Source organism: Candidatus Limimorpha sp. (assembly GCF_056203535.1).
Map to the genome: position 1 here is coordinate 16064 of NZ_JBADWU010000100.1, position 24450 is coordinate 40513.

Below are 24450 nucleotides of genomic sequence, written 5' to 3' on the forward strand. Positions count from 1 at the left end.
AAAACAAATTTATGCGAGACTTACGGCCAAAAAGCCTATTTTTGCAGCCGCAAACACAAAACTACGTCATGTCAGAAAGATTTGTATCAATTTTTGCAGGCAGAGCCACCCACGAACTGGGTGAAAAAATCGCTGCCGCATACGGACAACCACTTGGCAATGCCATCGTTACTGAGTTTTCCGACCACGAATTCCAGCCTTGCTTTGAAGAAAGCATACGCGGCCATCACGTTTTCATCGTCCAGTCTACCATGCCATCGGCTGACAACCTGATGGAACTCCTTCTTATGATTGATGCCGCCAAGCGCGCTTCAGCCCATAAGATTATCGCCGTCATCCCTTATTTCGGATGGGCACGTCAGGACCGCAAGGACAAGCCGCGCGTCAGCATCGGCTCGAAACTGGTTGCCAACCTGTTGCAGGCTGCCGGCGTCAACCGCGTCGTGACCCTCGACCTCCATGCCGACCAGATTCAAGGCTTCTTCGATATTCCGGTCGATTCATTGTATGCATCAAGCATTTTCTTAGATTACATAAAGGACTTGAACATTGACGATTTAATGTTTGCTTCGCCTGATGTGGGCGGTTCAAAGCGTGTTTCGGCTTACGCCAAGCGCCTTGGCACCGATTTCGCCATCATCAACAAGCAACGCGCCCGCGCCAATGTCGTTGACACCATGACACTTATCGGCGATGTGAAAGACAGAAACGTCATCCTCGTCGACGATATCATCGATACAGCCGGCACCATCGTAAAAGCCGGTCAGCTGATTATGGACAGCGGTGCAAAGAGCGTCCGCGCCATTGCCACCCATGCCGTTTGCAGCGGCCCAGCCATGGAACGCCTCGACAATTCAGTGTTTGAAGAAGTCGTCGTCACCGATTCCATCCCGTTGTCAGCCAACGTTTCAAAGAAAATCCACGTATTGTCAACTGCCAATTTGTTTGCCGATGTGATTCACCGCATCGAGTCATACGAGTCGATCAGTTCAATATTCAAATAATCACTTAATTACTAACACATTAAATTATGAAAACAGTATCATTGAGCGGTTCTCTTCGCGAGAACGTAGGGAAAAAAGATGCTAAGGCTCTGCGTAGAGCAGAAATGGTTCCATGCGTTATGTACGGCACTGGCCAGGAACAAATCCATTTCGCTACCGAAGCCAAGAACTTCAAGAAGATTTTGTTCACTCCTGAGTGCTACATCATCAACTTCACCATCAACGGCAAGACTTACAGCACCATTCTGCAAGAAGCCCAGTATCATCCAGTCACTGACAACGTCATGCACGCTGACTTCCTGATCGTCAACGAAAACAATCCTATCACCGTGGTTCTTCCTATCGCTTTGGAAGGCACACCAGCCGGCGTTATGCGTGGTGGTAAGATGAAGCAAGGCATCAAGAAGATCAAGGTCACCGGCCTCATCAAGGATCTTCCTGATTACGTCAGAATCAACATCAGCGGCCTGAACATCAACGAAGCCATCAAGGTTAAGGATCTCGTTATCGAAAACGTGACTCCTGTAACTCCTGGTTACACCGTTATCGTTGCCGTCAACACAGCCCGTGGCGTTGTTGCTGAAGAAGAAGCTGCTGAATAATCAAGGTTAGCACTTTTACGATAAAAAGCCGTCTTCGGGCGGCTTTTTCTTTATTTAAAATTGAAAAATTCAAAATTTAAAGATTGCGCGAAGCGAGTTTAATGTCTACTTTTCTTGAATCTTTGAATTTTTAAATTTTTAAATCTTAAATCTTTGAATCACAAATCATGAAATACTTGATTGCCTGCTTGGGAAACATCGGTGCGGAATATGATGAAACGCGCCACAACATCGGTTTCAAGATTGCCGACCGACTGGCCAAAGACCTTGAAGCGTCGTTTACTACGGGACGCTTGGCGCAAACCGCAGAAATGAAATTCAAAGGCAAGACCTTACTGGTCATCAAGCCAACGACCTACATGAACCTGAGCGGAAAGGCGGTCAAATACTGGCTTCAGCAAGAGAAGATTCCGATTGAAAACCTTCTGGTGGTCAACGATGACCTTGCCTTGCCTTTGGGCACGCTCCGCCTGAAAAAGCAAGGCTCCAATGCCGGTCACAACGGTTTGGGCGACATCATCGAGAAATTAGGCACCAATGTGTTTTGCCGCCTCCGTTTCGGCTTGGGAGATGATTATCCAAAAGGCCGTCAGATTGATTTCGTGCTCGGAACATGGAAACCGAGCGAACAACCCATCGTCGAAGAGCGCGTCGATGTGGCCATCGAAATCATCAAGAGTTTCGTGACGCAAGGTCCAGATAGAACCATGAATCAGTATAATAATCAATAGATTGACATCGTTTTTATTTACAAATAGTTGCAAAGTCCTTTCATATTCCAAATTTTTCCTACTTTTGCCGTGAAAAATGATGACAAAATGAAAACAGCAGAAAACTATCAATTCCCGAAAGTGTCATTGGACGAATTCATTGCGATGGATACAAAGGCAAATCATTCGATGGAATCCAAAACCACGGATGATATGGAAAACTATGTATCACTTCAGGAAATGGTTTCTTGTTTGCGCGAAATGGTTCACAGTCATTTTTCAATTAGTCTATCTTAATGTTCTGGCCTCTCTTACTCATCACCATCATCTTCATAGCCGTGGCATTTGCCGCCATTGGCATAAAAATGTTCGTCAGGAAAGGCGGGCAGTTTGAACGCCACTGCGAAAACGAAGGCACATCAAACTGCATTTGCGGTGGCAAAGGCGGCGAGGCCTGCCTACGTTGCCCGAATAAGGACAGAAAATGATTTAAACGTAATTTTAATCTTTTCATAACAATCATGCCTGTCGTATGATTTGATTGTTTATTTTTGCATAATTAACAATCGGTTGTTTCAAGCCGAATCCTTTGAAAATAAACGTCTAATTCAAAATAATTACAATTATGAAATTCAGAAATCTCACCTACCTTGCTGTCGTAGCTTTGATGGCTACGGCTTGCGGCAACCAGCCTGCACAGGAACCCGCCGAACCGACACCTGCTCCTGTAAAACTCTCTGACAAGTATGCGCAAGTCACCATGACTTCCGACATCAGTCACCTGAGCGACAATGAAAAACAGATGCTTCCGCTGCTTTTTGAAGCCGCCGACATCATGGACGAACTCTACTGGATGGAAAATTGGGGCGACAAAAACGCCTTGATGGAACAAATCAGCGACCCTGATGTAAAACTCTATGCTGAAATCAATTACGGTCCTTGGGACGGCCTCAACAACGAAGCTTCATTCGTTGAAGGCATTGGTGCAAAACCTGCTGGCGCACAATTTTATCCAAAGGATATGACCATGGAAGAATGGGAAGCCTTTGACGACCCAAACAAAACCAGCCAGTACACCATGATTGTCCGCGATGAAAACGGTGCATTGAAATGCGTTTGGTATCACGAATTCTTTGCTGAAAAAATCGAAAAGGCAGCCCAGTTGCTCGAACAGGCTTCGGAACTTGCCGGCGACCCTGAATTTGCTCAGTACCTGAAACTTCGCGCCACGGCTCTCCGCACCGATGATTATCTGGAAAGCGACATGCAGTGGATGACCGTCCGCAACAACAACATTGATATGGTTGTCGGCCCAATCGAAAACTACACCGATGCCCTCTTTGGCACCAAGGCTGCTCACGAAGCCTTCATCCTCATCAAGGATCAGAACTGGACGCAGCAACTGGCCCGTTATGTGGCTTTCTTGCCTGAATTGCAGCGTAATCTTCCTGTGCCTGAGGAATATAAGAAAGAAACCCCTGGTGCCGATGCTGATCTCGCCGTTTACGATGCCGTTTATTATGCCGGCGACTGCAATGCCAACAGCAAGACCATTGCCATCAACCTGCCTAACGATGAGCGCGTACAGCTGGAAAAAGGCACCCGCAAACTTCAGTTGAAGAACGCTATGAAAGCCAAGTTTGATGCCATTCTGGTTCCGATTGCTGAAAAACTGATGACTCCTGAATCGATGAAAAACATCAAGTTTGATGCTTTCTTTGCCAATGTGATGTTCCACGAAACTGCTCACGGCATGGGCATCAAGAACACTTTGGACGGCAAAGGCACTGTGCGTGCTGCCCTGAAGGAACAGTATTCAGCCATTGAGGAAGCCAAGGCTGATGTGCTCGGCCTTTACCTCATCACCAAACTTTCGGAAATGGGCGAATACACCAACACCGAATTGGAAGACAACTACGCTACCTTTATGGCCGGCATTTTCCGTTCAGTCCGTTTCGGCGCTTCAAGCGCACATGGCAAGGCCAATATGCTTACTTTCAATTATTTCCAGAGAGAAGGCGCTTTCACCCGTAACGAAGAAGGTCTTTATGCCATCAATTTCGATGCTATGAAACTTGCCGTTGAAAAACTGGCTGGTGACATTCTCGTCCACCAAGGCAATGGCGATTATGAAGGCGTGAAAGCGTGGATTGATGAAGACAGCGTCATCAAGGGCGAACAGCAAGCCGACCTCGACCGCGTCAACGAAGCTGGCGTTCCTGTTGACATTTACTACAACATGGGACCACAGGTTTTGCTTGGCCAAGGCGAATGATAGCCAGCAACATACAAACAAAAAATCAGCCGACGATTGTCGGCTGATTTTTTTGTGTCGGGATGACAAGATTCGAACTTGCGGCCTCTTCGTCCCGAACGAAGCGCGCTACCGGGCTGCGCTACATCCCGAAACATTTTGCGCTGCAAAAGTACTATTTTTTTTGATACCTCAAACTTTTTTTCTTAATCCTTCATCATGCAATGATGCCAAGATGTTCAAGTAGTATCTTTACACCGATGATTATCAGAATGATACCTCCTGCAATGGCGGCTTTCTTTTCGTATTTTGAGCCGAAAACATTACCGATTTTCACGCCAACAACGGAAAAAATGAAAGTGGTAAGGCCAATAATCACGATGGCGCGCCAGATGTTTTCCTTCAAGGCGGCAAACGAAACGCCGACGGCCAACGCATCGATGCTGGTAGCGACGGCCAAAAGAAACATTGTCTTGACATCCAAAGCGCCACTGTCATTTTCTTCCTCCTTTTTTGAAACCGCCTCACGAATCATGTTTATGCCGATTAAAGCCAAAAGGCCGAAAGCAATCCAATGGTCGAAAGAGGCAATGAGACTTTCGAACTGCACGCCCAAAAAGTAACCGATAACCGGCATCAGGGCTTGGAAACCGCCAAACCACAAGCCACAAATCACCGCCATTTTCAATGAGAACCTTTTGGTTGTCAATCCTTTGCAGATTGAAACCGAAAAAGCGTCCATCGAAAGGCCAATGCCGATAAGCAATATTTCAACAAAACCCATACAATCTTCGTTTGGTTTGCAAAGGTAGCAATCTTTACAGCAGAAAAAATGTCATTTTTAAAATACGATTTGCATGAATTAGTAAAAGTTTTTACTTTTGTTGTCTCAAACTTATTAAAAATGAAGAAAGTTTTATTTGTGATTTTAGCCATATTATTGGCAATCAATGGTTTCTCGCAGAAAAAAGAAAAGACTTACAACGAAAAAGGCGAAATCATCAAGAAAGGCTGGAATTTCGGTCCGCTGCCTGTTGTCGGTTTCGATGCCGATTTAGGCTTCCAATACGGCCTTTGTTGCGACATTTTCAATTATGGTGACGGCACCCTTTATCCGAATTACAAGTACAAGTTCAATTTCGAGGCTTCGCGCTACACCAAAGGTTCGGGCGTTTTCCGTTTCTACAGCGACATGCCATACGTTTTTGAAAAAACCAAACTGTTTTTCGACATTACATATTTTTATGCCAAGAAATACGAATTCTTTGGTTTTAACGGCTTTGAATCGAATAGTATAGATCCTTTGGAATGGGAAAAATCCGGTTACAATTTCATTAACCGCAATCAGTTCCGTTTTGTGGGCAGTATGCAGCGTCCGTTTTTCGATGTGAAAGACCTTAACTGGACAGCTGGACTGGCTTATTACAACACTTATTGCTCAAACCTTGATACCACAGGAAACATGTCGGATTATGCAGGTCAAGTCACTATGTTTGAAAGATATAAACAAGCAGGACTCATAACCAGTGATGAAGCCAGCGGAGGTAATACAACCCAAATCAGATTAGGTCTGTTGTACGACAGCCGCGACCTCCGCAGCGACCCGACACGAGGCATCTATGCCGAAGCCACATTCACGGGTGCCCTTGACGTTATCGACAATAGAGGCTACGATAATTTGTCGTTCACTTTCTTGTGGAGACACTACATACCTTTATATAAGGAAAAGCTCACTTTCTCTTATCGTCTCGGTACGCAGAACCTGCTGGCTGGCAGCGTTCCTTGGTATATGATTAATAACATGAATACCATGTTTTTCCAAAAGATGTATACCGAAGGTTTGGGAGGCAGCGTCACAATGCGTGGCGTGAACCGCAATGGGGTCATCGGTAACGGTTTTACCTTCGCCAATGTCGAATTGCGTTGGCGTTTTGCCAGCTTCCAGTTCATCAACCAGAACTGGCAAGTCGCCCTGAATCCGTTCTTCGATGCCGGCATGGTGACTCAGAAATTCCGCGAAAACGAATTGAAAAAATCCGACGACCCAACTCTTTACAGCGGTAAAATCGAGGGCATCCATACCAGTGCAGGCTGCGGCTTGAAACTCATCATGAACCGCAATCTTGTCGTTTCGGCCGACTTTGGCCGCGCTTTCGATGAACGCGACGGCGATAAGCTGAAGGCATTTATCGGGTTTAATTATGTGTTCTAGTGTTAATTATTGGAACGTATAGACGCATGGATGTGGGTCTCAAATCCTAAAAACAAAAAAGTCCCAAGGCCGTGGCCTTGGGACTTTTTTGTGTAAAGATGTAATTTGATTTATTTCACTTCAATCATTGGTCTTTCCCAGCAGTCTTTTGGTGTTTCGCCCAAAAGCAGTGCGATGGTTGAAGCGATGTTGGCCAAGCCGTAATCATCGGCATCAACCACTTGGTATTTGTCCTTGTTTTCGGTGTTGTCGTAGAAAATGCAAGGCACCTTGTTGAGCGTGTGGCTGGTCTTGGCTTTGATTTTGCCATTCTTATCGGTCTTCGGAGCGCCGTCCTTGCCCATTTCGTACATTTCTTCAGCGTTGCCATGGTCGGCAGTGATGATGGCCATGCCGCCAACTGCGTCGATGGCTGGGAGAATGCGTTTCAGCGCAATGTCGACTGACTCAACACCGATGATGGTGCTTTCGAGGCTGCCCGTGTGTCCCACCATGTCGCCGTTCGGGAAATTGACGCGCATGAAAGGCTGTTCGTTTTTCAGGATCTTTTCAACAAGGACATCGGTGATTTCGGCAGATTTCATCCAAGGACGCTGCTCGAAAGGAACGACATCGGATGGAATTTCAATGTATTCTTCAGTGGCCTCATCGAACTTTGAAGAGCGGTTGCCGTTGAAGAAATAAGTGACATGACCGTATTTCTGGGTCTCGGAAATGGCCAATTGCTTGATACCCTTGTTGGCGAGAAATTCGCCCAAAGTGTTTTTGATGACAGGCGGCGCCACAAGGAACTGATGCGGGATGTGCAGGTCGCCGTCGTATTCGAGCATACCAGCGTAGTTGACATTTGGAACTCTCACTCTGTCAAACTTGTCGAAATCCGGGCCGCCTTCAAAGGCGCGTGTGATTTCCTGGGCACGGTCGCCGCGGAAGTTATAAAGGATGACGCTGTCGCCGTCTTCGATGGTGCCTATAGGTTTACCGTTTTCAGCAATGATGAAAGCTGGCAGGTCTTGGTCGATGACTCCCGGGATTTCGTTTCTGTAAGTTTCGATGGCTTCCTTGCAAGTGGCAAACTGACGGCCATTGCCAAGGACATGGGTTTTCCAGCCTTGTGCCACCATGTCCCAATTGGCTCCGTAACGGTCCATGGTGATTTTCATGCGGCCGCCGCCTGAAGCGATGCGGTAATCGAAGCCGTTGCCTGAAAGTTCGGCGAGTTTGGCTTCAAGCTGTTCGACATAGATGAGGGCTGAAGTCTCGCCTACATCGCGGCCATCCAACAATGCATGAACTCTCACCTTCTTGATGCCTTCAGCATGAGCTTCATCGAGCATTTGTATGAGGTGGTTGATGTGTGAATGGACGTTGCCATCGCTCAGCAGACCAAGGAAATGCATGGTGCCGCCTTTGAGGGCGTCGGCAGCAAGCGATTTCCAGACCTTGTTTTCATACATTGCCTTCGATTCGAGCGATTCCGACACGAGTTTGGCACCTTGCGAGTAAATCTGACCAGCTCCGATAGCATTGTGACCCACTTCGGAGTTGCCCATGTCGCCATCAGATGGAAGACCAACTGCGGTGCCGTGGGCTTTCAGTTTCTGCCAAGGATAGTTTGCCATGCAACTGTCGAGTACAGGCTTCTTGGCCTGACGCACTGCGTTGCCTGCTTCAATTTTATTGATGCCCACGCCATCCATAATGATAAGCACAACTGGACCATCGTATTTGATTGACATAATTTAATCTCCTTATTTTTAATTTGTTATTAACTTCCTTTTATTCTGTGTTTTGGTTTTGGAGCCTCTTCCTCGGCAGATTCGGTAGCGTTTCCCGTCTCGCTCTGAGGCGTTTCAGCTCTTGGCATCACGGCATCAATGTTTCTGAAAATATCAGCCTTGTTTTTCGGTTTCACATCAATGTTCCATTTGAAGCCTTGCAAAAGACGGCTGCTTTCCGGCAATTCGTTTTCGGGATACACGGTTTCGCTGATGCCCTTGAATGATTTGATGCAGGAAATCTGATTGTCTTTCATCTCGATAACCATATTGTCGGATTTTGAGACATCAATTCCAATGAGCGAAGTGTCGTCGTCACGAAGCCAGTAAATTGTTTCGGCGTTTCCGCCTATCACATTGACATGGTGAATGTTGCCATCGATAAATTTCGAAATGATGTCCATCCCCTTAATCTGGTTGAAGCCTTCGACCGTATCCTGATTGATAATGAAAGCGTTAGTTCTTTGCAAAATGCTGTCGATCGTTTGGTTGGCAATTTTTATGTCGATGTATTTTCCCGTCATCTGGCTGTTTTCAGCCCACATTATCGGAGTGCCTCTCATGCAAATTATCGAATCGGAAGCATAATAAGTCAGAGTGTCGCATTTTCCCTGTAAATCAGAGCGATAGAAACGCACATTGCGCCGAGCTGTCATCTTTTCCATGTCGCTCAAATCGGTCTTGAAGTGGAAAAACATAGTGTCTGCATGAAGATATAGCGAATCGCCGCCGTCGTAATTAATGAAATAAGCACTATCGGTGGCAAAAGAAAAGCCCTTTTTCTCCCACACTTCCACATAATCGCCACGGAAAATCATCTTGTAAGTCGTGTCAATCATATCGACCTTGTCAATTGCCTTCGCAAAACCCGTGGAACGGTCGTAATAGATATTTTTCGCTTTCAGCCTTTGCGTCTTGTTGTAGGCTAATGGTTTCTTGTCGAAAATTACAATATCTTCATCTACAAGATAATAACCATGTTCACCTTCCATCGTGTTTTCCTCATTGATGAGAGTTGTCGGGCCGTAGAACCACATTTTTTCGATTTCCGTGTTATAATACAAGGTGTCAGTGTACATTTGGTATTTCGGACTCGTAACTTCCACATTTTCAAAGAATGACAATTCCTTGAGGTCGTCACGGTAATTGCCGATGCAACTGATGAGGGTCTTGTCGCCGCGCGTGGTGCAGGCACTATCGGGATAACAAGCGAGATGTTCGTCGCGGCTGTAGGTCAGATATTCCGTGCGAAGCAAGGTGGAATCGTCCATAAGCCGCACGTTGTTGAAAAACTCCGCAAAACGCGCATTGCCATCGTAGATCAGCGAATCGCTGAAAATCTCAACACTGTCATTTACAATGATATGCACATTTTGATAAGCGTCAAAGCTGTTGGTTTTTTCATAGAAATAGGCACTGTCGCAAAAGAAATACGCCGAATCATGCCTGATTTTCACATTTCCGATAAGCCGCTGGAAATCACCGATATTGCGATTATAGCTAATTTTATCGTAATGCTCTATGAACACCTGCGTCTTTTTTTTCTCATCCGTTTCTTCCTGAGCAAAAGACACTTGAGCCATAAGGCAAAGTAACAATATGAAAAATCCGATGCGTCTCATTTTTTGAAATAAAATGCAAAGATAGGAAAGATTGTTGGTGTTTTGCCTTGTTTTTCCCATTTCTGACATTATTTCGTTCGGAAAAATGTAATTTTGCGCACAAATCAGGACAAAAATGTGTTTCGGGTTGGATTATTATCTTGGTGTCCTGGTGTTTAGGCAAATTCAAAATCTAATATTGTTATTGTTCAAAAGTCCAATTAGTCTAAATTTCAAAAAAGTCAACAAATAAACGATCAAACAGCAAACAACTCAACATCATGACAATCAAGGAAGCGCAAACCGCCGTCGACGAATGGATTAAGACATACGGCGTAAGATATTTCAATGAACTGACTAACATGGTTTTGCTGACCGAAGAAGTCGGCGAACTGGCTCGCATCATTGCCCGAACCTACGGCGAACAGTCGTTCAAGGAATCGGACAAAAACCGCGACATGGCCGACGAAATGGCCGACATCCTTTGGGTGCTGATGTGCCTCGCCAACCAAACTGGCGTCGACCTGACCGAAGCCTTCGCCAAAAACATGGAAAAGAAAACTTCGCGCGACAAGGAACGTCATATCAACAACGAAAAACTGAGACAGTAATTGAAAGCCAGACGATTTCTCATATTGATTTTTATCTCGCTGATTTTCAATGTCGCACAGGCACAAATCAACTATGCGCATTTCATTCAGCAGGCGAGGCTCGACTTGACCGAAGGCCGTTTCAAGGAAGGCATCAGCGGACTGAATGTGGCGATTGCTGCGAAACCCGAAAACTTTGAGGGCTATTTTCTGCGCGGTTTGGCAAAATACAGTTTGGAGGATTTTACGGGGGCCATCACCGATTTTGATAAAACCCTGGAAATCCACCCGATGTATGTGCGTGCCTTGCAGTATCGCGCCATTTGCAACGACCATTTGGGCAACCTCAACGAGGCTTTGGCTGATTTTCAACGCGCCATCGACCTTGACCCTTTCGATGCCGACCTCTTCTTTGCGCGTGGCATTACTTATCTGCATTTGAACAGGTATCAGGCGGCCATTGATGATTACGACATGGTGCTGACCATCGACAACAAAATGTCGTTGGCTTTTGTCAATCGCGGCATTGCGAAAAGCCATTTGAAACGCTTCGATGAGGCTTTGTCCGACTTCGACAAGGCCGTTCATTACGATTTCATGAATCCCGAAGTGTATTTTCACCGCGCCATGGTACAAGCGGAGCGCGATGCCTACGATGAGGCTTTGGCCGATTTCAATGAGGCCATTCGTCTGGATGCGCAGAATCCGCTATATTATTTCAACCGCGCCGTGACCGAATTGCACAAAAACGACACGGTTTCGGCTTTGCGCGATTACGAAAAAGTGAACGAACTTGACAGAAGAAACGCCTTGACCTATTACAACCGAGGCATTCTTTACGCATGTCAGAAACAATTCGACAAAGCATTGCAAATGTTTGATAATGTTACGCTTATCAATCCAAAAAACATCTACGGCTATTTCAATCGTTCCATCGTTTACTGCGAACTGAAGCGCTGGAATGATGCCGAAACCGACTTGACTCAGGTTTTGCAATTGTTTCCTGAGTTTGTCAGTGCGTGGATCAATCGCTCGGTGGTGCGTGCTTCGAAAGGCGACCATCGTGGTGCCGAAATGGACCGACTCACAGCCATGAACATCATCAGGGTGATGAACGGCGATGGCAGCAATGCGGAACTGCTTTACCGCATGTATGCCGATTCTACTTATTACAGCCGCATCATCGCTTTCGAATCGGATTTCGTGAACGGCGAAGCCAAACAAAATCAGTTGCAATATGCTGATGTTCAAATCATTCCGTTTGGAAATTTTGTCCTGACTTTCGTCAATCCATCCGATTACAAATTAGCCACGCAAAACAAAGGCATGTATATTGATGCCACCATCAGCCAAATCAATAGCATGGGAATTTTGCCTGCCAAAATGGTTTTGAAACCCGAAAGCCGCCAAACAATGACGCAAGAGAGTTTGATAAACGAAAACGACCTTGAAGCCATCGGTGACGAAAAACTGAAGTTTTTGCTGCAAGGCATTATCAATCAGGAATTTTATGATTTCGAGCAAGCAGAAAACTGCTACCGGAAACTGATGGATACAAAGCCTTATTCCGATTATGCCACGCTGAACCTTTTTTCCGTTTTGACGGCAAAAGCTGAAATGATGGCTATGGCAAAAGAAACACAACAAGGCGTTACAATTACCAAAGGAAAAACCGCAACCATGAAAGAAAAGCCTTTGAATGTTGATTATTCGCCAATCATCAATTTATTGACATTCAATATTTTGAAAGAGAAAAGGAACCCATATTTGTGGTTTAATTTAGGCAATGCGCTTTTGCAGCAAAAGGAATACAACAAAGCCATCGATGCCTACACCGAAGCCATCCGTTGCCACGAAAATCTGGCCGAGGCTTACTATAACCGCGCTTTGACTTTGGTTTTCATCGGTGAGACAAAACTTGCCCAGTCCGATTTGAGCAAAGCCGGAGAATTGGGGCTTACCGAAGCCTACGTCGTGATGAAACGGTTCGGAAAGTAAGGGATTACAATCCAGTCAGGTCAATGAAATAAATGGGAAAAATCATAAATAACTGTAAATCTTTCTGTTAATCATATTTTATCCGCTTTTTCTTGATATAAACACGGATAAAAACAGATTTTACAGAAATGCTTTGCGAAAAATAATCGTTGCCGAAGCAGAACTTATCTCCTTACCTACTTTTTTCTTCCGCAGCCTTCATCGCTTTGAATTCCTCGCCCGTGTCAATAATGTGCTGCTTTAGGTCTTCGAGCTGCCAGGCATCTTCCACTTTGAAATCGCCGATGCGCGTGCGGCGCAACGATTTCAGGCAGGCGCCGTTGCCCAGTTCCTTGCCGAAATCGTGGGCGAGACTACGGATGTAAGTGCCTTTGCTACAGGTTACTTCAAAATCCAATTCGGGGAAACGCTCCGTGTTGAGCTTGAAATCTTCGATATGAATGTCGCGGGCTTTCAGTTCGATTTCCTCATCGGAACGGGCATAATCAAAAGCGCGTTTGCCCTTGATTTTGATGGCGGAATACTTCGGCGGATACTGCTTGATGTCGCCAATGAATTTCTTTCTCGCCTCGTCGATTTGCTCCGGCGTAATGTTTTCCGTCGAAAAAAAAGCATCGGGGTCGCTTTCAAGGTCGAAAGTCGGCGTGGTCTGGCCTAAAAGAATGGTGCCGGTGTAAGTCTTTATCTTGGCCTGATATTCCTCTATCTGCTTGGTTTTCCGTCCCGTGCAAAGAATGAGCAAACCCATCGCCAAAGGGTCGAGCGTACCGGCGTGACCGACTTTCAGTTTGCGGATGCCGTAGAATCGCTTGATTAAGGCACGGATGAAATTCACCGTGTCAAACGATGTCCAGTCGATGGGTTTATCAAGAAGGATGACCTCGCCTTCTTCAAAGTTATACATTTAGCAGCAATAAGGTAAGACAATGGCCAAAACACCGATGATGCCGCAATAGACGCCAAACCATATCAGCTTGCCTTTTTTCACAAGGTTAATCATCCATTTGCAGGCAAAACAGCCACTAATGAAAGCGGCAAGGAAACCGACCACCAAAGCAGCCGTAGGTGTCGAAACAGTTTGTGCAACAACCTCTGCCTCAGGGAAAAGCATATCTTTAGCTTTAAGCAAAGTCTGACCCAAAATCGGAGGAATCACCATGAGGAACGAAAATTGCGCAAGTTTTTCTTTACTGTCGCCCAAATGTAAACCTGTCGCAATAGTGCTACCCGAACGCGAAATACCAGGAAGAACTGCCATAGCCTGTGCAATACCTATAATAAAAGCGTGCAGTAGTGAAATGTCATCCGATGATTTTGACTCGTCAAAATAGGTAAAAATCAATAAACATGAGGTGATTAACATACAAATGCCTACCAATAAAATAGGATTACCACATATTTCACCGATATAATCGTAATTGAAAAATTCCTGAATACTATCGTTGAAAAACAGGCCGACGATACCAACTGGAATCATGGAAACAAGAATGTTAGCAGCATACTTCGTACCTCTATTCCACTCATATTTGAACAAATCCTTAAAAATCCACACGATTTCCTTCCAAAGGATGACGCAGGTGCTTAAAACCGTTGCTATGTGAACCATGATTTCGAAATCCATGGCACCTTCGCCATCAATGCCAAACAGGTATTGACCGATGGTCAAATGACCGCTGCTACTCACTGGCAGATATTCCGTAAGGCCTTGAACAAGACCTAAAATCAATGCTTGAAACCAACTCATAAACAGAGAAATTTAATATTTAAAGTTTGACTTTTAGACAATTGGACTATTTGACCATTTTACTTTTGGATTATTTGACTCTTAGACAATTAGACTGTTTGACTTTTAGATATTTAGATAACGAGGTCGCGAGGTTATTCGCTCATTGAGCTTGTCGAAATGAGTTTCCTGTGATTTGAACGATTTTCTTTCGAACCGCGTTTCCAGAAAATGGCAACGATTTCGACGACAAAACCGGCCAAAACCAAGATAGGCGCCAAGGTAATGTGTTGGAAATCGAACATTTTTTCATTGAATACATCGGGGTTGTCGGAGCCGCCGCCAATCATCAGGATGAACCCCAAAACGATAAGAGCCAGACCTATCAACACGATAATGTAATTTTGTTTGCCAAAAGGCATAACATTCTGGTTATCTTCACTTTCTGCATTCACTTTTCTATTTGTATCCTGTGCCATCATTCATATTTTGTGCAAAAATAGGAAATTTCCTTAGATATTTCACAAAATCTTCAAAATTTTTTTCATGCCAAAAACGACATTCAACTGAATTGCTGTTGGAAGAGAGCTTACCACATCGAGTGTGGGATGATGAAACCACTTCCTGCAAAATTGTAGTTTTGAATTTGTTTTGCGAGAAACTCATGCATACAACTTGTCAATGTGCGCATTTAAGTATTTCCGCAAGGCCGTGGCTGTGGAAATGCTTGCCAAAATGATGCCGATTACAATGATGCCGACATAAATGCAAACCGTGATTTCGGGGCTTTGTATCAAAGCCAATTCAGGAATACGCTTGTTGAGCCAATACATTATTATAATCAACAGAATATCAGCCAAAATCGCACCGAAAAAACCTTGCGAAACGCCCGTCTTGACAAAAGGCTTGCGGATAAACGCCTCGGTTGCGCCCACCAGCTGCATACTACGCACCAAGAAACGTTTTGAATAAATGGAAAGACGTATCGTATTGCGAATCAGCGAAATGGCAATGACGAGCAAGATGATGCTTGCCACTATCAAAGCCATGCCGATGCGTTTGACATTCTGATTGATGACCTCGACAAGTGATTTCTGATAATAGACTTCCTTAACATTTTCATTCTCAAGCAGATGCGATTCGATTACCGCCAGACTGTCGACGTTAGCATAATCCGCATTGAAGCGCACATCGATGGAAGGGAGCAGTGGATTTTCCTCATTGCCAAGCCATTGCAGGAAATCCTCGCCCAAATCTTCGCTCAAGCGCCTGATGGCTTCGTCCTTGGTGATGTATTCCGTTGACTTCACGGCAGGCATGGCATCAAGTTCCTTTTGCAGATACAAAATGTTGGCTTCCTTCACGTTGCTGTTCATCACGATTTCGAAACCGATGTTTTCCTTGATATGGTTGGAGAGTTTCTGAGCATGCATCATCAGCAAGGCGAACACACCTAACAGAAACAAAACCAGCATTATACTCATCAACGACATGGCGTAGGAGCCAGCCACACGACGTTTATTTGACCTTCTTTCCGACATTTTCATAGTTTTAAAACGCAAAAATACTACAATTATTCCTAAATTTGCGCCATGTTTCGCAAATTGAGATTTAGAATCATCATTGACTGTCTGCTGTCGGTGCTTTTGTTGCAACGCTGCGCCAATGTCGTGGCACCAACAGGAGGCCCGAAAGACGAATTGCCGCCCGTTGTAGTTGAAACTACACCCGAAAACCATTCCGTCAACTTCAACAGCAAAAGAATCGATATTACTTTCGATGAGTACATTACGTTGGAAAACGCCAAGCAAAAAGTGATTTTTTCCCCGCTTTTGGACGAAAAAGCCGACATCAAGCTGAAAGACCAGACGGTCGTCATCAAATTCAACGAAACCCTGAAAACTAACACAACTTACACCATCAATTTCGGCGATGCCATTAAAGACCTGCACGAAGGCAATGTGTTCCAGGATTACGTTTTCAGCTTTTCGACCGGCGAGGTGCTTGACACGCTTTCCATTGCAGGAAGATTGCTTTCAGCCGATGAAAAAAAGCCTATCGAAGATGCATTCGTTACATTGTATTATGGTGATTCAGATGGACTTGACACGCTTCCATTGACGCGAAAACCTGATTTCGTCGGCAAAGTCGACAAAGAGGGTTATTTCAACATTTCTGGATTGGCGGACAAGAAATATTTCGTTTTCGCCATCAAGGATGTCAACTCCAACTATTATTTCGATTTGCCCAACGAACAAGTCGCTTTTCTCGACACGCTGGTTTCTCCAGTTCCGTTCAAACCATTGCCGAAACATAATGCCGACTCCACCATGAAACAAAACGCTGACACACTTCAGCAACTTTCCGTACTTCCCGATTCTACTGAAAGTGTTATCTTTGACACCATTAGTGGAAAAACATTCGACCTGAAGGCAAGAGACCTTACCCTTTACATGTTTACCGAAAAAGATACCACACAAACGCTTTTAGAGAAAAAGCTTGTTGAAAACGGTCTTCTGCGTTTTGCGTTCCGTCAACCAGCTGAAAACGTGATGATTGAAACGACCGAAATTTTACCTGATTCTTTCAATATCGTCAAGGTGCATTCTGCCGATTTCGACACCATCAGCTGGTACTTCACGCCCAAGGTCAAAGACAGCCTTTGGGTGCAAATAAAATACGACACGCTCATCAACGATTCAACGCATTATAACCTGGTTTTCAAAGAGAAAAAAGGTCAAAAAGCTGAAAACCTGAAAATCAGCGACAACCTTGTCAACAACAGCATCATGCCCGATACTGTCCTGACTTTGGCTTTCGGCGAGCCTTTGCTTGATTTCCAGCTTCCCGATTCGGTGCTTTTCATTGCCGACAAAGACACTTTGAATGAAAAACCTGTATTTGAAAAAGCCGATGAATTCGGCTTCCGCTACAAACTGAAAAACACTTTGGAAGCTGATAAGGAATACAGCATTGCCATTCCCGATTCGGTGCTTTTCAGTATCAGGCAACGCACCAATGCAGCTCTCAACCTCAAGTTTCATCTCGCCAAGGAAGATGAATATGGGAACATTTTCATTACCGTTGTGCCTCCCGACAATGTGCCGCAAGTTATCGTTCAGCTACTCAACGACAAAAATAAAATAGTTGACACACAAATAATTACTGAGAAACAAGAAGTAGAATTCTGGTATCTTGCCCCGGGCAAATACAAGTTGAAAGCCATTCTCGATGCCGATGCCAACGGCAAATGGAGCACGGGCAATTTCCATCGCCATTTCCTGCCCGAAACCATCATCGACTACAAGGACGAACTCGACTTGAAAGCCGGATGGGACATTGACCTGAAAGACGAATGGAAACTATAAGATACTGTATAAAATCCAATTGAGCATTTTGTAATAGGTATTCTTGGTGCATTCCGATTGGAGGCCAAACCGTGAAGTTGTGGTTTTTTACAGAGCGTAAATCTCTATGTAATTGGACTTTACATGCCGCAGGTATGGAAGTTCGGCAAAATAAAACAGCTTCTAAGATTGACTTCCAAATTTTCAATTCATCATCGCAAAAACCTCAGACAATATCATTTTTTCCGTACCTTTGCACGCAATAGGATTTATCCGGTTTTACGTCTTTGAATTATGATTACATTGAAATTCAAACCTTTGCTTTCTTCCATCACGAAGAAACTGATTATGGCCATCACGGGTGCGTGTTTCGTGCTTTTCCTGGCTTTCCACGGAACAATGAATTTTGTTTCCATCCTGTCACCAGAAGCTTACGATGGTATCTGTAACTTCCTGGGCGCCAATTGGTATGCTGTCGTTGCAACATTGGGTCTTGCAGGATTAGCTGGATTGCACATCCTTTTTGGCGTCATTTTGAGTCTTGAAAATTTCATTGCGCGTGGCTTTGTCCGCTACCGCAAGACAGAGAGGCCGAAAGGTGTGGAATGGTCGTCAAGAAACATGCTCGTCTTAGGCGTTTTGATTTTGTTAGGTTTGGCCTTGCACCTATTCGATTTCTGGTATAAGATGCAGTTCGCCGAACTTGTTGGCCGTGAACCGATTAATGGCATCGAACAGATACAATTTCTCTTTTCGCACAACTATTTCAGCATTTGTTATCTGGCTTGGTTTGTTGTGCTTTGGCTTCACCTTTCGCATGGCGTTTGGAGCATGTTGCAGTCGGTGGGCTGGAACAGCGAGCATTGGAAAAAAGCATGGCAAGTCATTGGTTATGTGGTGGCTACGCTCATTGTCCTGCTGTTTGTTTCGGTAGTAATTTATTACTGGTTAATCAATCCTTTTAAGTGTTAAGGCTATGGACGAAAAACTTCAATCAAGAATCCCTGAAGGCCCATTGGCCGAAAAATGGACGAATTACAAGGCTTCCCAAAAACTGGTGAATCCTGCCAACAAGCGCAAACTCGACATCATTGTAGTCGGTACAGGCTTAGCTGGTGCTTCGGCAGCAGCAAGTCTGGGCGAGCTGGGTTTCAACGTCAAGATTTTCTGCATACAGGACAGCCCGCGCCGTGCGCATAGCATTGCGGCTCAAGGCGGTATCAATGCGGCGAAAAACTATCCGAATGACGGAGACAGCATCCAGCGTCTTTTCGTTGATACCATCAAAGGTGGCGACTACCGCGCCCGCGAAGCGAATGTCTATCGTCTGGCGGAAGTCAGCAACAATATCATCGACCAATGTGTGGCGCAAGGCGTGCCATTTGCCCGCGATTATGCCGGCATGTTGGCCAACCGTTCTTTTGGCGGAGCGCAAGTTTCGAGAACGTTTTATGCCAAAGGCCAGACGGGCCAGCAGTTGTTGCTGGGTGCTTACGGTGCCTTGAGCAAAGAGGTAAACAAAGGAACAGTGAAATTATATACTCGTCGCGAAATGCTCGATTTGGTCATCGTCGATGGCCGCGCCCGTGGCGTTATCGTCCGCAATTTGGAAACGGGCGACATTGAGCGTTATTCGGCTCATGCCGTGGTTTTGGCAACGGGCGGTTATGGCAATGTCTTCTTCCTGAGTACCAATGCGATGGCATCGAATGGTTCTGCCGCTTGGCGTTGTTATAAAAGAGGTGCTTATTTTGCAAATCCTTGCTACACGCAAATCCATCCGACTTGTATTCCGGTTCACGGCGACTATCAGTCGAAACTGACGCTGATGAGCGAAAGCCTGCGCAACGATGGCCGCATTTGGGTGCCGAAAAAGAAAGAGGATGTCGAGAAAATCCGAAAAGGCGAATTGCGCCCAATAGATATTCCCGAAGAGGACCGCGATTATTATCTGGAGCGCCGTTATCCGAGTTTCGGCAATCTCGTTCCGCGCGACGTGGCTTCGCGTGCTGCAAAAGAGCGTTGCGATGCTGGTTTCGGTGTCAACAAAACCGGTTTGGCGGTTTATCTCGATTTCTCCGAAGCCATTAACCGTTTGGGAAAGAACGTGGTAAAGGCTCGTTATGGCAACCTGTTCGACATGTATGAGGAAATCGTGAATGAAAATCCATACGAGACCCCGATGATGATTTTCCCGGCTGTTCACTATACGATGGGCGGCCTTTGGGTCGATTACGAGTTACAATCGACGGTGAAGGGCCTGTTCGTTGCGGGCGAAGCCAATTTCAGCGATCATGGTGCCAACCGTTTGGGCGCTTCGGCTTTGATGCAGGGACTTTCTGACGGTTATTTCGTGTTGCCTTATACCTTGCAGAATTATCTGGCCGACCAAATCCAAACGCCTCGCATTAGCATTGAAAGTGCTGAATTTGAGCAAGCTGAACAAAATGTCCGCGCACAAATCGAAAAACTCTTGAATGTGAAAGGCACTGAAACCGTCGATTCGTTCCATCGTCGTTTGGGCAAAATCATGTGGGAATATGTCGGCATGGCACGCGAAAAGGCTGGTTTGGAAAAAGCCATCAAGTTGATTTCGGATTTGAGGAAGGAATTCTGGAAAAACGTGAAAGTATCAGGCAGCGCTATAGGCATGAATTCCGAACTTGAAAAAGCTCTTCGTGTGGCCGATTTCCTTGAAATGGGCGAACTGATTGCCCGCGATGCTTTGCAGCGCGAGGAGTCGTGTGGCGGCCATTTCCGCGTTGAGCATCAGACCACCGAAGGCGAAGCACAACGCGACGACCAGAACTTCAAATTCGTGGCAGCTTACGAATACAAAGGCAGTGAATCAATACCTGAACTTCACAAGGAACAACTTGAATTTGAGTTTGTTGAAGTGAAGCAGAGAAACTATAAATAAATCTAGAAAATGAATTTCACACTGAAAATATGGCGTCAAGCCAACCGCACAGCAAAAGGACATTTCGTTGACTACAAGATAAGCGACATTTCGCCCGATGCTTCGTTTCTGGAAATGCTTGACATTCTGAACGAACAATTGGTTCTGAAAGGCGAAGACCCAGTTTATTTCGACCACGATTGCCGCGAAGGCATTTGTGGCGCATGCAGTCTTTTCATCAATGGCCGTCCGCACGGAAAAGGGGAGGGGACGACGACTTGCCAACTGTATATGCGTAAGTTTAAGGATGGCGAAACCATCACGGTTGAGCCTTTCCGTTCGCGTGCATTTCCTGTCATCAAGGATTTGACCGTCGACCGCTCGGCTTTCGATAAGATTATCCAGGCGGGTGGTTATGTGTCGTGTCACACGGGCGGCGTGCCCGATGGCAATGCCATTCCGGTCCCCAAGGCCGACGCCGACCGTGCCATGGATGCCGCTGCCTGCATTGGCTGTGGCGCTTGCGTGGCGGCATGCAAGAATTCAAGTGCCATGCTTTTTGTCGCAGCCAAGGTTTCGCAGTTTGCCTTGTTGCCGCAAGGCAAGGTTGAAACGGCTCGCCGTGCTCAGGCAATGGTGGCTAAAATGGATGAATTGGGTTTCGGCAATTGCTCGAACACCTACGCTTGTCAGGCGGTTTGCCCGAAACACATTTCCGTATCGAACATTGCGCGCTTGAACCGCGAATTTCTTGGCGGAAAAATCGTTTCGCCTTTGCGGAAAGAAGAATAAATCAAAAGGATTTTATTTCAATTCGCAGAATTTTAAGCGATTACCAAGTGTCCCTGTGGTCTTTCTTTTTGGTCAGTTTCAAATCCTTCAAGGCTTGGGCTTTCACGTTAATAGTGAAATTCCAGCTTTTCATTCTGCCAGTTGGAATCCAGCCGAAACGCATTTCCCAGCAATGGAGGTCGCGGTAAATATTGACTGAAGTGTATGACAATCCGTGATTGGTGAAATCCCAGCCAGTGTTGAAAGTGATTTTCCATTTCGGCGAAAGGCTGATGTCACCATTGACACTTAAAGTTTGAACCGTCTGGTTGGTTGCAATACCTAATAAAGCGGCATATCTCAACGAAGAGGAATAACGCAAGTTGTAGCTCAAGCTCAACGACCAAGGCGTAGTCCAATCAACGTAGGCATTAGGATTCCCCATGATGTCAAGCAATTGGTCTTCAGTGACATTCGGTGAATTGGCAGCGCGTTTTGCAACGTCTGCGCCGAAATCTTTTTCCTTGGCATTCTTGTTTTTCAGTTTGTCAATCGTACTTTGGTTAAGGGAGAAACTGACGCTGAAATTCCAAGCCGAGTTGTTCTTGTGGAAAAGCCGATGGTTTTCAACGATTTCCAAGCGGTTGATTCGTTCGCCGTTTTCGTTTGTCGTGTACGGATCCCAAACGCTGCTGTACTGGATGTTCAGTTTCTTGAACAAGGTTGTTCGTGCGCTGATTGATAAGTTGGAAAGGTTCAACGAATCACGCATGAGGTCATAATTACCACCAAGATTGAACGATTCCAGCAAAGCCACTTTTTTCAAGCCTGTAATGGTATCTGATTTTGATGGCACCTTCATTTCCAGGTTATTGGCAAAATTATAAGTGATACTGCCGGATGCGTTTTGCGAAGGCGAACCGTAAAGTGATCCGGTAAACATATTATAAACCTGTTCAACGCCGGCGGCATCCATGTATCGACCGTATGCACCCCATCTCGGCGAACTGAAATCAGGTGTGTAGGAGAAACCGATTGTTGGCGTAAACACATGACGGATGGCGCGAATCGGGCCTTTGGCAAAATTGACCATGCCGTAAATCTTTGTCGTGAAATTGCTCGAAACACTGAAATCCACTAAATTGCGGAAGCCGTAGATGGTATCGGTAATCAAGGAATCATTCAACATCTGCTTTTCGGTATGCGAGAAATACATGTAGTCGTTCAAGGAAACCGAACTTGTCCAATTAATGTGTTTCAACAACTTGATAGGCAAATTAATAGGAATGCTATGCTTGGCTCCCATCTGCATGTTTTTCTTCGACCACATTCCCATGTCCTTATACCATCCGTGTGAGAAAAGCGAGCTGTCTGCTCCGCTGATGTAGTTCTTCGCATTCAAGGTGTAGTTGACGTTCAAATCCTTGTACCAATGTCTCTTGCCCTGTTTCCCGACTTTTTGCAAAGGATAGATTCGGTTGGCCGAAAGTGTGATTTCAGGCAGTGAAATCGTAATCTGTTTGGTCAATGTGTTTTGGCTATGGCCGGCATTAAGTGTCAGATAGACTTTGCCGTCGAAATTGGTCTGATAGGCAATGCTCGACTTGAAGGTGTTGCTCAGATATTCATTTGAGGTGCTGGCATTGTACTGGTTGTAATTCGAACTCATGATGTTGACGTCAGCCGAAAAACTGTGGCGCGGATGTGCTTTCGGATCCTGTTTATGCGACCATAAAATTTTGAAATCAGTGCTTTTCTGAAAATCGGCGGAGTTTTTCGTGCCGATTTTGTTTACGGCATAACCCAACGAAAGATTGCCGTTATACTTGTAGCGTTTCACATAACGGAAAGTGGGTTTCAAAGCCCAGCTGCCCCGGGTGTAGATGTCGCCCAAGACCTGCAAATCCATGTGTTCGTTAATGACCCAATAATAACCGCCGTTTTCCAAATAGAAACCACGGTTTGCCGATTCGCCATACGTTGGAATGATAAGACCTGATTTTTGCCCTTTCATAAGCGGGACCAACGCAAATGGCAAAGCCAAAGGTAAAGGTACATCTTCAATGGTCAGGAATATTGGGCCGGTGACGATTTTGTCATCAGGAATCACCTTCGCTTTGGAAAAACGGAACTGGTAATGCGGATGATCTTTCAAATCACAAGTAGTGTATCCGCCAACGCTGATGTTCACCGTGTTATCATCCATGCGCTTGATTTTGGTTCCGTTCAGGTAGCCTTGGCCTTCTTCCGTCCAGACTTTCGTGATGACACCTTTCTTGCTTTTGAAATTATACATCATCTCTTCGGCATCGAAAGTCGAATTGCCCTGCGAGAAAACAGGCGTGCCTTGCAGTCTGCCCACTGAATCGAGTGTGCCGTAAGCCTTGCACACATTCGTCTCCAAATCGAATTCAAGGCAAGCTGCCTTCAGCACGATGTCGTCGTATTTTGCCTCGGCATCGCCATAATAATACATTTTCTTGTCAGCCAGATTGCGCACAACCGAATCGGTGGCGGTGCAAACGATTTTTGTTTCCAATGCTGCGCTACTACGTTTCGTCACAATTGTATCTTTTGGTTGCGCCAGTGAATCGGACAAAATGCTGTCTTGTGGCATTAAGAGCGAATCAAGCATCGGATTATCAGGAAGATATGTAACGCTATCATTCAAATTTGGTCCGAAAAATTCATTGGCAACGGTATCCGTTTTCAAGACGATTGTGTCGATGAAACGTTGAGAAACGTTGTCTTTCGCTATGGTGTCAAGCTGTTGTTCATTCGTTTCAATTTTCACCATCGGTTTGCATCCGAAACATACCAAAATAGTGACTATCAGCATACAAAATGCTAATACAGAATAATAAATCTTATATGTTTTGCGTTTTATCAAAACGAAAATCTTACTTTTGTGCCTTGAAATTCGGTGCAAAGATAGTTTTTATTGGCGCATAAATGAAATCT

At 45.3% G+C, this 24450-nt stretch carries 21 protein-coding genes and 1 tRNA gene; 13 read left to right on the top strand and 9 right to left on the bottom strand.

All coding sequences use genetic code 11. From position 1 onward, the window contains the following. Positions 1-68: 68 nt before the first annotated feature. The 6 genes from AC06MN_RS11400 to AC06MN_RS11425 all read left to right on the top strand — a co-directional run bounded on the left by AC06MN_RS11400 (position 69) and on the right by AC06MN_RS11425 (position 4591). Positions 69-1004, top strand: a complete 936-nt coding sequence (locus tag AC06MN_RS11400; RefSeq protein ID WP_475672505.1) for a ribose-phosphate pyrophosphokinase — start codon at positions 69-71, stop codon at positions 1002-1004. 26 nt (positions 1005-1030) lie between these two features. Next, positions 1031-1606 (top strand): 50S ribosomal protein L25, encoded by a 576-nt coding sequence (locus AC06MN_RS11405; protein WP_475672506.1) that lies wholly within the window; start codon positions 1031-1033, stop codon positions 1604-1606. Between the two features lie 167 nt (positions 1607-1773). After that, positions 1774-2337: an aminoacyl-tRNA hydrolase gene (pth, locus tag AC06MN_RS11410; protein WP_475672507.1), complete on the top strand. Its 564-nt coding sequence runs from the start codon at positions 1774-1776 to the stop codon at positions 2335-2337. 87 nt (positions 2338-2424) lie between these two features. Further along, entirely contained in the window at positions 2425-2613 is a 189-nt protein-coding gene (locus tag AC06MN_RS11415; RefSeq protein ID WP_475672508.1) for a hypothetical protein, read from the top strand. Continuing rightward, the gene (locus AC06MN_RS11420; protein WP_475672509.1) at positions 2613-2804 is read left to right on the top strand and encodes a hypothetical protein; all 192 of its coding nucleotides are present in this window, start codon (positions 2613-2615) and stop codon (positions 2802-2804) included. The genes AC06MN_RS11415 and AC06MN_RS11420 overlap by 1 nt, the downstream gene beginning before the upstream one ends. 137 nt (positions 2805-2941) lie before the next feature. Next, entirely contained in the window at positions 2942-4591 is a 1650-nt protein-coding gene (locus tag AC06MN_RS11425; protein WP_475672510.1) for a dipeptidyl-peptidase 3 family protein, read from the top strand. Positions 4592-4648: 57 nt separating this feature from the next. Here the strand turns inward: AC06MN_RS11425 and AC06MN_RS11430 are convergent. Together AC06MN_RS11430 and AC06MN_RS11435 are read right to left on the bottom strand one after the other, a co-directional pair. Continuing rightward, positions 4649-4722, bottom strand: a tRNA-Pro gene (locus tag AC06MN_RS11430). Positions 4723-4787: 65 nt separating this feature from the next. Beyond that, positions 4788-5354 carry a manganese efflux pump MntP gene (locus AC06MN_RS11435; protein WP_475672511.1) on the bottom strand — a complete coding sequence of 189 codons (567 nt, stop codon included), beginning with the start codon at positions 5352-5354 and terminating at the stop codon, positions 4788-4790. Between the two features lie 120 nt (positions 5355-5474). Between AC06MN_RS11435 and omp85 the strand changes: the two genes are divergently transcribed. Beyond that, positions 5475-6782: an Omp85 family outer membrane protein gene (gene omp85, locus AC06MN_RS11440; RefSeq protein ID WP_475672512.1), complete on the top strand. Its 1308-nt coding sequence runs from the start codon at positions 5475-5477 to the stop codon at positions 6780-6782. A gap of 110 nt (positions 6783-6892) precedes the next feature. On the opposite strand, the gene gpmI is transcribed toward omp85, so the two are convergent. Together gpmI and AC06MN_RS11450 are read right to left on the bottom strand one after the other, a co-directional pair. Continuing rightward, positions 6893-8521 (bottom strand): 2,3-bisphosphoglycerate-independent phosphoglycerate mutase, encoded by a 1629-nt coding sequence (gene gpmI, locus AC06MN_RS11445; RefSeq protein ID WP_475672513.1) that lies wholly within the window; start codon positions 8519-8521, stop codon positions 6893-6895. A 29-nt stretch (positions 8522-8550) separates the two neighbouring features. After that, on the bottom strand, positions 8551-10182 hold the full coding sequence (locus AC06MN_RS11450; protein ID WP_475672514.1) for an OstA-like protein: 1632 nt from the start codon (positions 10180-10182) through the stop codon (positions 8551-8553). Between the two features lie 260 nt (positions 10183-10442). Between AC06MN_RS11450 and AC06MN_RS11455 the strand changes: the two genes are divergently transcribed. Further along, positions 10443-10772, top strand: a complete 330-nt coding sequence (locus tag AC06MN_RS11455) for a nucleotide pyrophosphohydrolase (protein ID WP_475672515.1) — start codon at positions 10443-10445, stop codon at positions 10770-10772. Next, complete coding sequence (locus AC06MN_RS11460; protein ID WP_475672516.1) at positions 10773-12749, top strand: tetratricopeptide repeat protein; 1977 nt, start codon at positions 10773-10775, stop codon at positions 12747-12749. It begins immediately after the preceding gene. 172 nt (positions 12750-12921) lie between these two features. On the opposite strand, the gene truB is transcribed toward AC06MN_RS11460, so the two are convergent. From truB to AC06MN_RS11480, 4 genes are all read right to left on the bottom strand, one after another. After that, positions 12922-13653, bottom strand: coding sequence for a tRNA pseudouridine(55) synthase TruB (truB, locus tag AC06MN_RS11465; protein ID WP_475672517.1), 732 nt, complete (start codon positions 13651-13653; stop codon positions 12922-12924). Beyond that, a complete protein-coding gene (locus AC06MN_RS11470) occupies positions 13654-14493 on the bottom strand; it encodes an undecaprenyl-diphosphate phosphatase (RefSeq protein ID WP_475672518.1) in 840 nt (279 codons plus the stop codon). It lies immediately after the preceding gene. A gap of 134 nt (positions 14494-14627) precedes the next feature. Then, on the bottom strand, positions 14628-14951 hold the full coding sequence (locus AC06MN_RS11475; RefSeq protein WP_475672519.1) for a DUF3098 domain-containing protein: 324 nt from the start codon (positions 14949-14951) through the stop codon (positions 14628-14630). Between the two features lie 183 nt (positions 14952-15134). Then, complete coding sequence (locus tag AC06MN_RS11480; RefSeq protein WP_475672520.1) at positions 15135-16013, bottom strand: cell division protein FtsX; 879 nt, start codon at positions 16011-16013, stop codon at positions 15135-15137. 51 nt (positions 16014-16064) lie between these two features. Between AC06MN_RS11480 and AC06MN_RS11485 the strand changes: the two genes are divergently transcribed. From AC06MN_RS11485 to AC06MN_RS11500, 4 genes are all read left to right on the top strand, one after another. Next, complete coding sequence (locus AC06MN_RS11485) at positions 16065-17840, top strand: Ig-like domain-containing domain (protein WP_475672521.1); 1776 nt, start codon at positions 16065-16067, stop codon at positions 17838-17840. Between the two features lie 273 nt (positions 17841-18113). Beyond that, positions 18114-18791: a succinate dehydrogenase cytochrome b subunit gene (locus AC06MN_RS11490; protein ID WP_475672522.1), complete on the top strand. Its 678-nt coding sequence runs from the start codon at positions 18114-18116 to the stop codon at positions 18789-18791. Positions 18792-18795: 4 nt separating this feature from the next. Then, positions 18796-20739 (top strand): fumarate reductase/succinate dehydrogenase flavoprotein subunit, encoded by a 1944-nt coding sequence (locus tag AC06MN_RS11495; protein WP_475672523.1) that lies wholly within the window; start codon positions 18796-18798, stop codon positions 20737-20739. Between the two features lie 9 nt (positions 20740-20748). Next, positions 20749-21510: a succinate dehydrogenase/fumarate reductase iron-sulfur subunit gene (locus AC06MN_RS11500; RefSeq protein WP_475672524.1), complete on the top strand. Its 762-nt coding sequence runs from the start codon at positions 20749-20751 to the stop codon at positions 21508-21510. A gap of 40 nt (positions 21511-21550) precedes the next feature. Here the strand turns inward: AC06MN_RS11500 and AC06MN_RS11505 are convergent, their stop codons facing one another. Next, positions 21551-24286: a putative LPS assembly protein LptD gene (locus tag AC06MN_RS11505; RefSeq protein ID WP_475672525.1), complete on the bottom strand. Its 2736-nt coding sequence runs from the start codon at positions 24284-24286 to the stop codon at positions 21551-21553. Between the last annotated feature and the right edge of the window lie 164 nt (positions 24287-24450).

What these genes read in the sequence shown, in the direction of transcription:
- AC06MN_RS11415 (WP_475672508.1), top strand. Translation starts at nt 2,425, where the DNA reads ATGAAAACAGCAGAAAACTATCAATTCCCGAAAGTGTCATTGGACGAA.
- AC06MN_RS11490 (WP_475672522.1), top strand. Translation starts at nt 18,114, where the DNA reads ATGATTACATTGAAATTCAAACCTTTGCTTTCTTCCATCACGAAGAAA.
- AC06MN_RS11435 (WP_475672511.1), bottom strand. Translation starts at nt 5,354, where the DNA reads ATGGGTTTTGTTGAAATATTGCTTATCGGCATTGGCCTTTCGATGGAC.
- AC06MN_RS11405 (WP_475672506.1), top strand. Translation starts at nt 1,031, where the DNA reads ATGAAAACAGTATCATTGAGCGGTTCTCTTCGCGAGAACGTAGGGAAA.
- AC06MN_RS11420 (WP_475672509.1), top strand. Translation starts at nt 2,613, where the DNA reads ATGTTCTGGCCTCTCTTACTCATCACCATCATCTTCATAGCCGTGGCA.
- AC06MN_RS11455 (WP_475672515.1), top strand. Translation starts at nt 10,443, where the DNA reads ATGACAATCAAGGAAGCGCAAACCGCCGTCGACGAATGGATTAAGACA.
- AC06MN_RS11425 (WP_475672510.1), top strand. Translation starts at nt 2,942, where the DNA reads ATGAAATTCAGAAATCTCACCTACCTTGCTGTCGTAGCTTTGATGGCT.
- pth (WP_475672507.1), top strand. Translation starts at nt 1,774, where the DNA reads ATGAAATACTTGATTGCCTGCTTGGGAAACATCGGTGCGGAATATGAT.
- AC06MN_RS11475 (WP_475672519.1), bottom strand. Translation starts at nt 14,951, where the DNA reads ATGGCACAGGATACAAATAGAAAAGTGAATGCAGAAAGTGAAGATAAC.
- AC06MN_RS11450 (WP_475672514.1), bottom strand. Translation starts at nt 10,182, where the DNA reads ATGAGACGCATCGGATTTTTCATATTGTTACTTTGCCTTATGGCTCAA.
- AC06MN_RS11500 (WP_475672524.1), top strand. Translation starts at nt 20,749, where the DNA reads ATGAATTTCACACTGAAAATATGGCGTCAAGCCAACCGCACAGCAAAA.
- AC06MN_RS11485 (WP_475672521.1), top strand. Translation starts at nt 16,065, where the DNA reads ATGTTTCGCAAATTGAGATTTAGAATCATCATTGACTGTCTGCTGTCG.
- omp85 (WP_475672512.1), top strand. Translation starts at nt 5,475, where the DNA reads ATGAAGAAAGTTTTATTTGTGATTTTAGCCATATTATTGGCAATCAAT.
- AC06MN_RS11400 (WP_475672505.1), top strand. Translation starts at nt 69, where the DNA reads ATGTCAGAAAGATTTGTATCAATTTTTGCAGGCAGAGCCACCCACGAA.
- AC06MN_RS11480 (WP_475672520.1), bottom strand. Translation starts at nt 16,013, where the DNA reads ATGTCGGAAAGAAGGTCAAATAAACGTCGTGTGGCTGGCTCCTACGCC.
- gpmI (WP_475672513.1), bottom strand. Translation starts at nt 8,521, where the DNA reads ATGTCAATCAAATACGATGGTCCAGTTGTGCTTATCATTATGGATGGC.
- AC06MN_RS11470 (WP_475672518.1), bottom strand. Translation starts at nt 14,493, where the DNA reads ATGAGTTGGTTTCAAGCATTGATTTTAGGTCTTGTTCAAGGCCTTACG.
- truB (WP_475672517.1), bottom strand. Translation starts at nt 13,653, where the DNA reads ATGTATAACTTTGAAGAAGGCGAGGTCATCCTTCTTGATAAACCCATC.
- AC06MN_RS11495 (WP_475672523.1), top strand. Translation starts at nt 18,796, where the DNA reads ATGGACGAAAAACTTCAATCAAGAATCCCTGAAGGCCCATTGGCCGAA.
- AC06MN_RS11505 (WP_475672525.1), bottom strand. Translation starts at nt 24,286, where the DNA reads ATGGTGAAAATTGAAACGAATGAACAACAGCTTGACACCATAGCGAAA.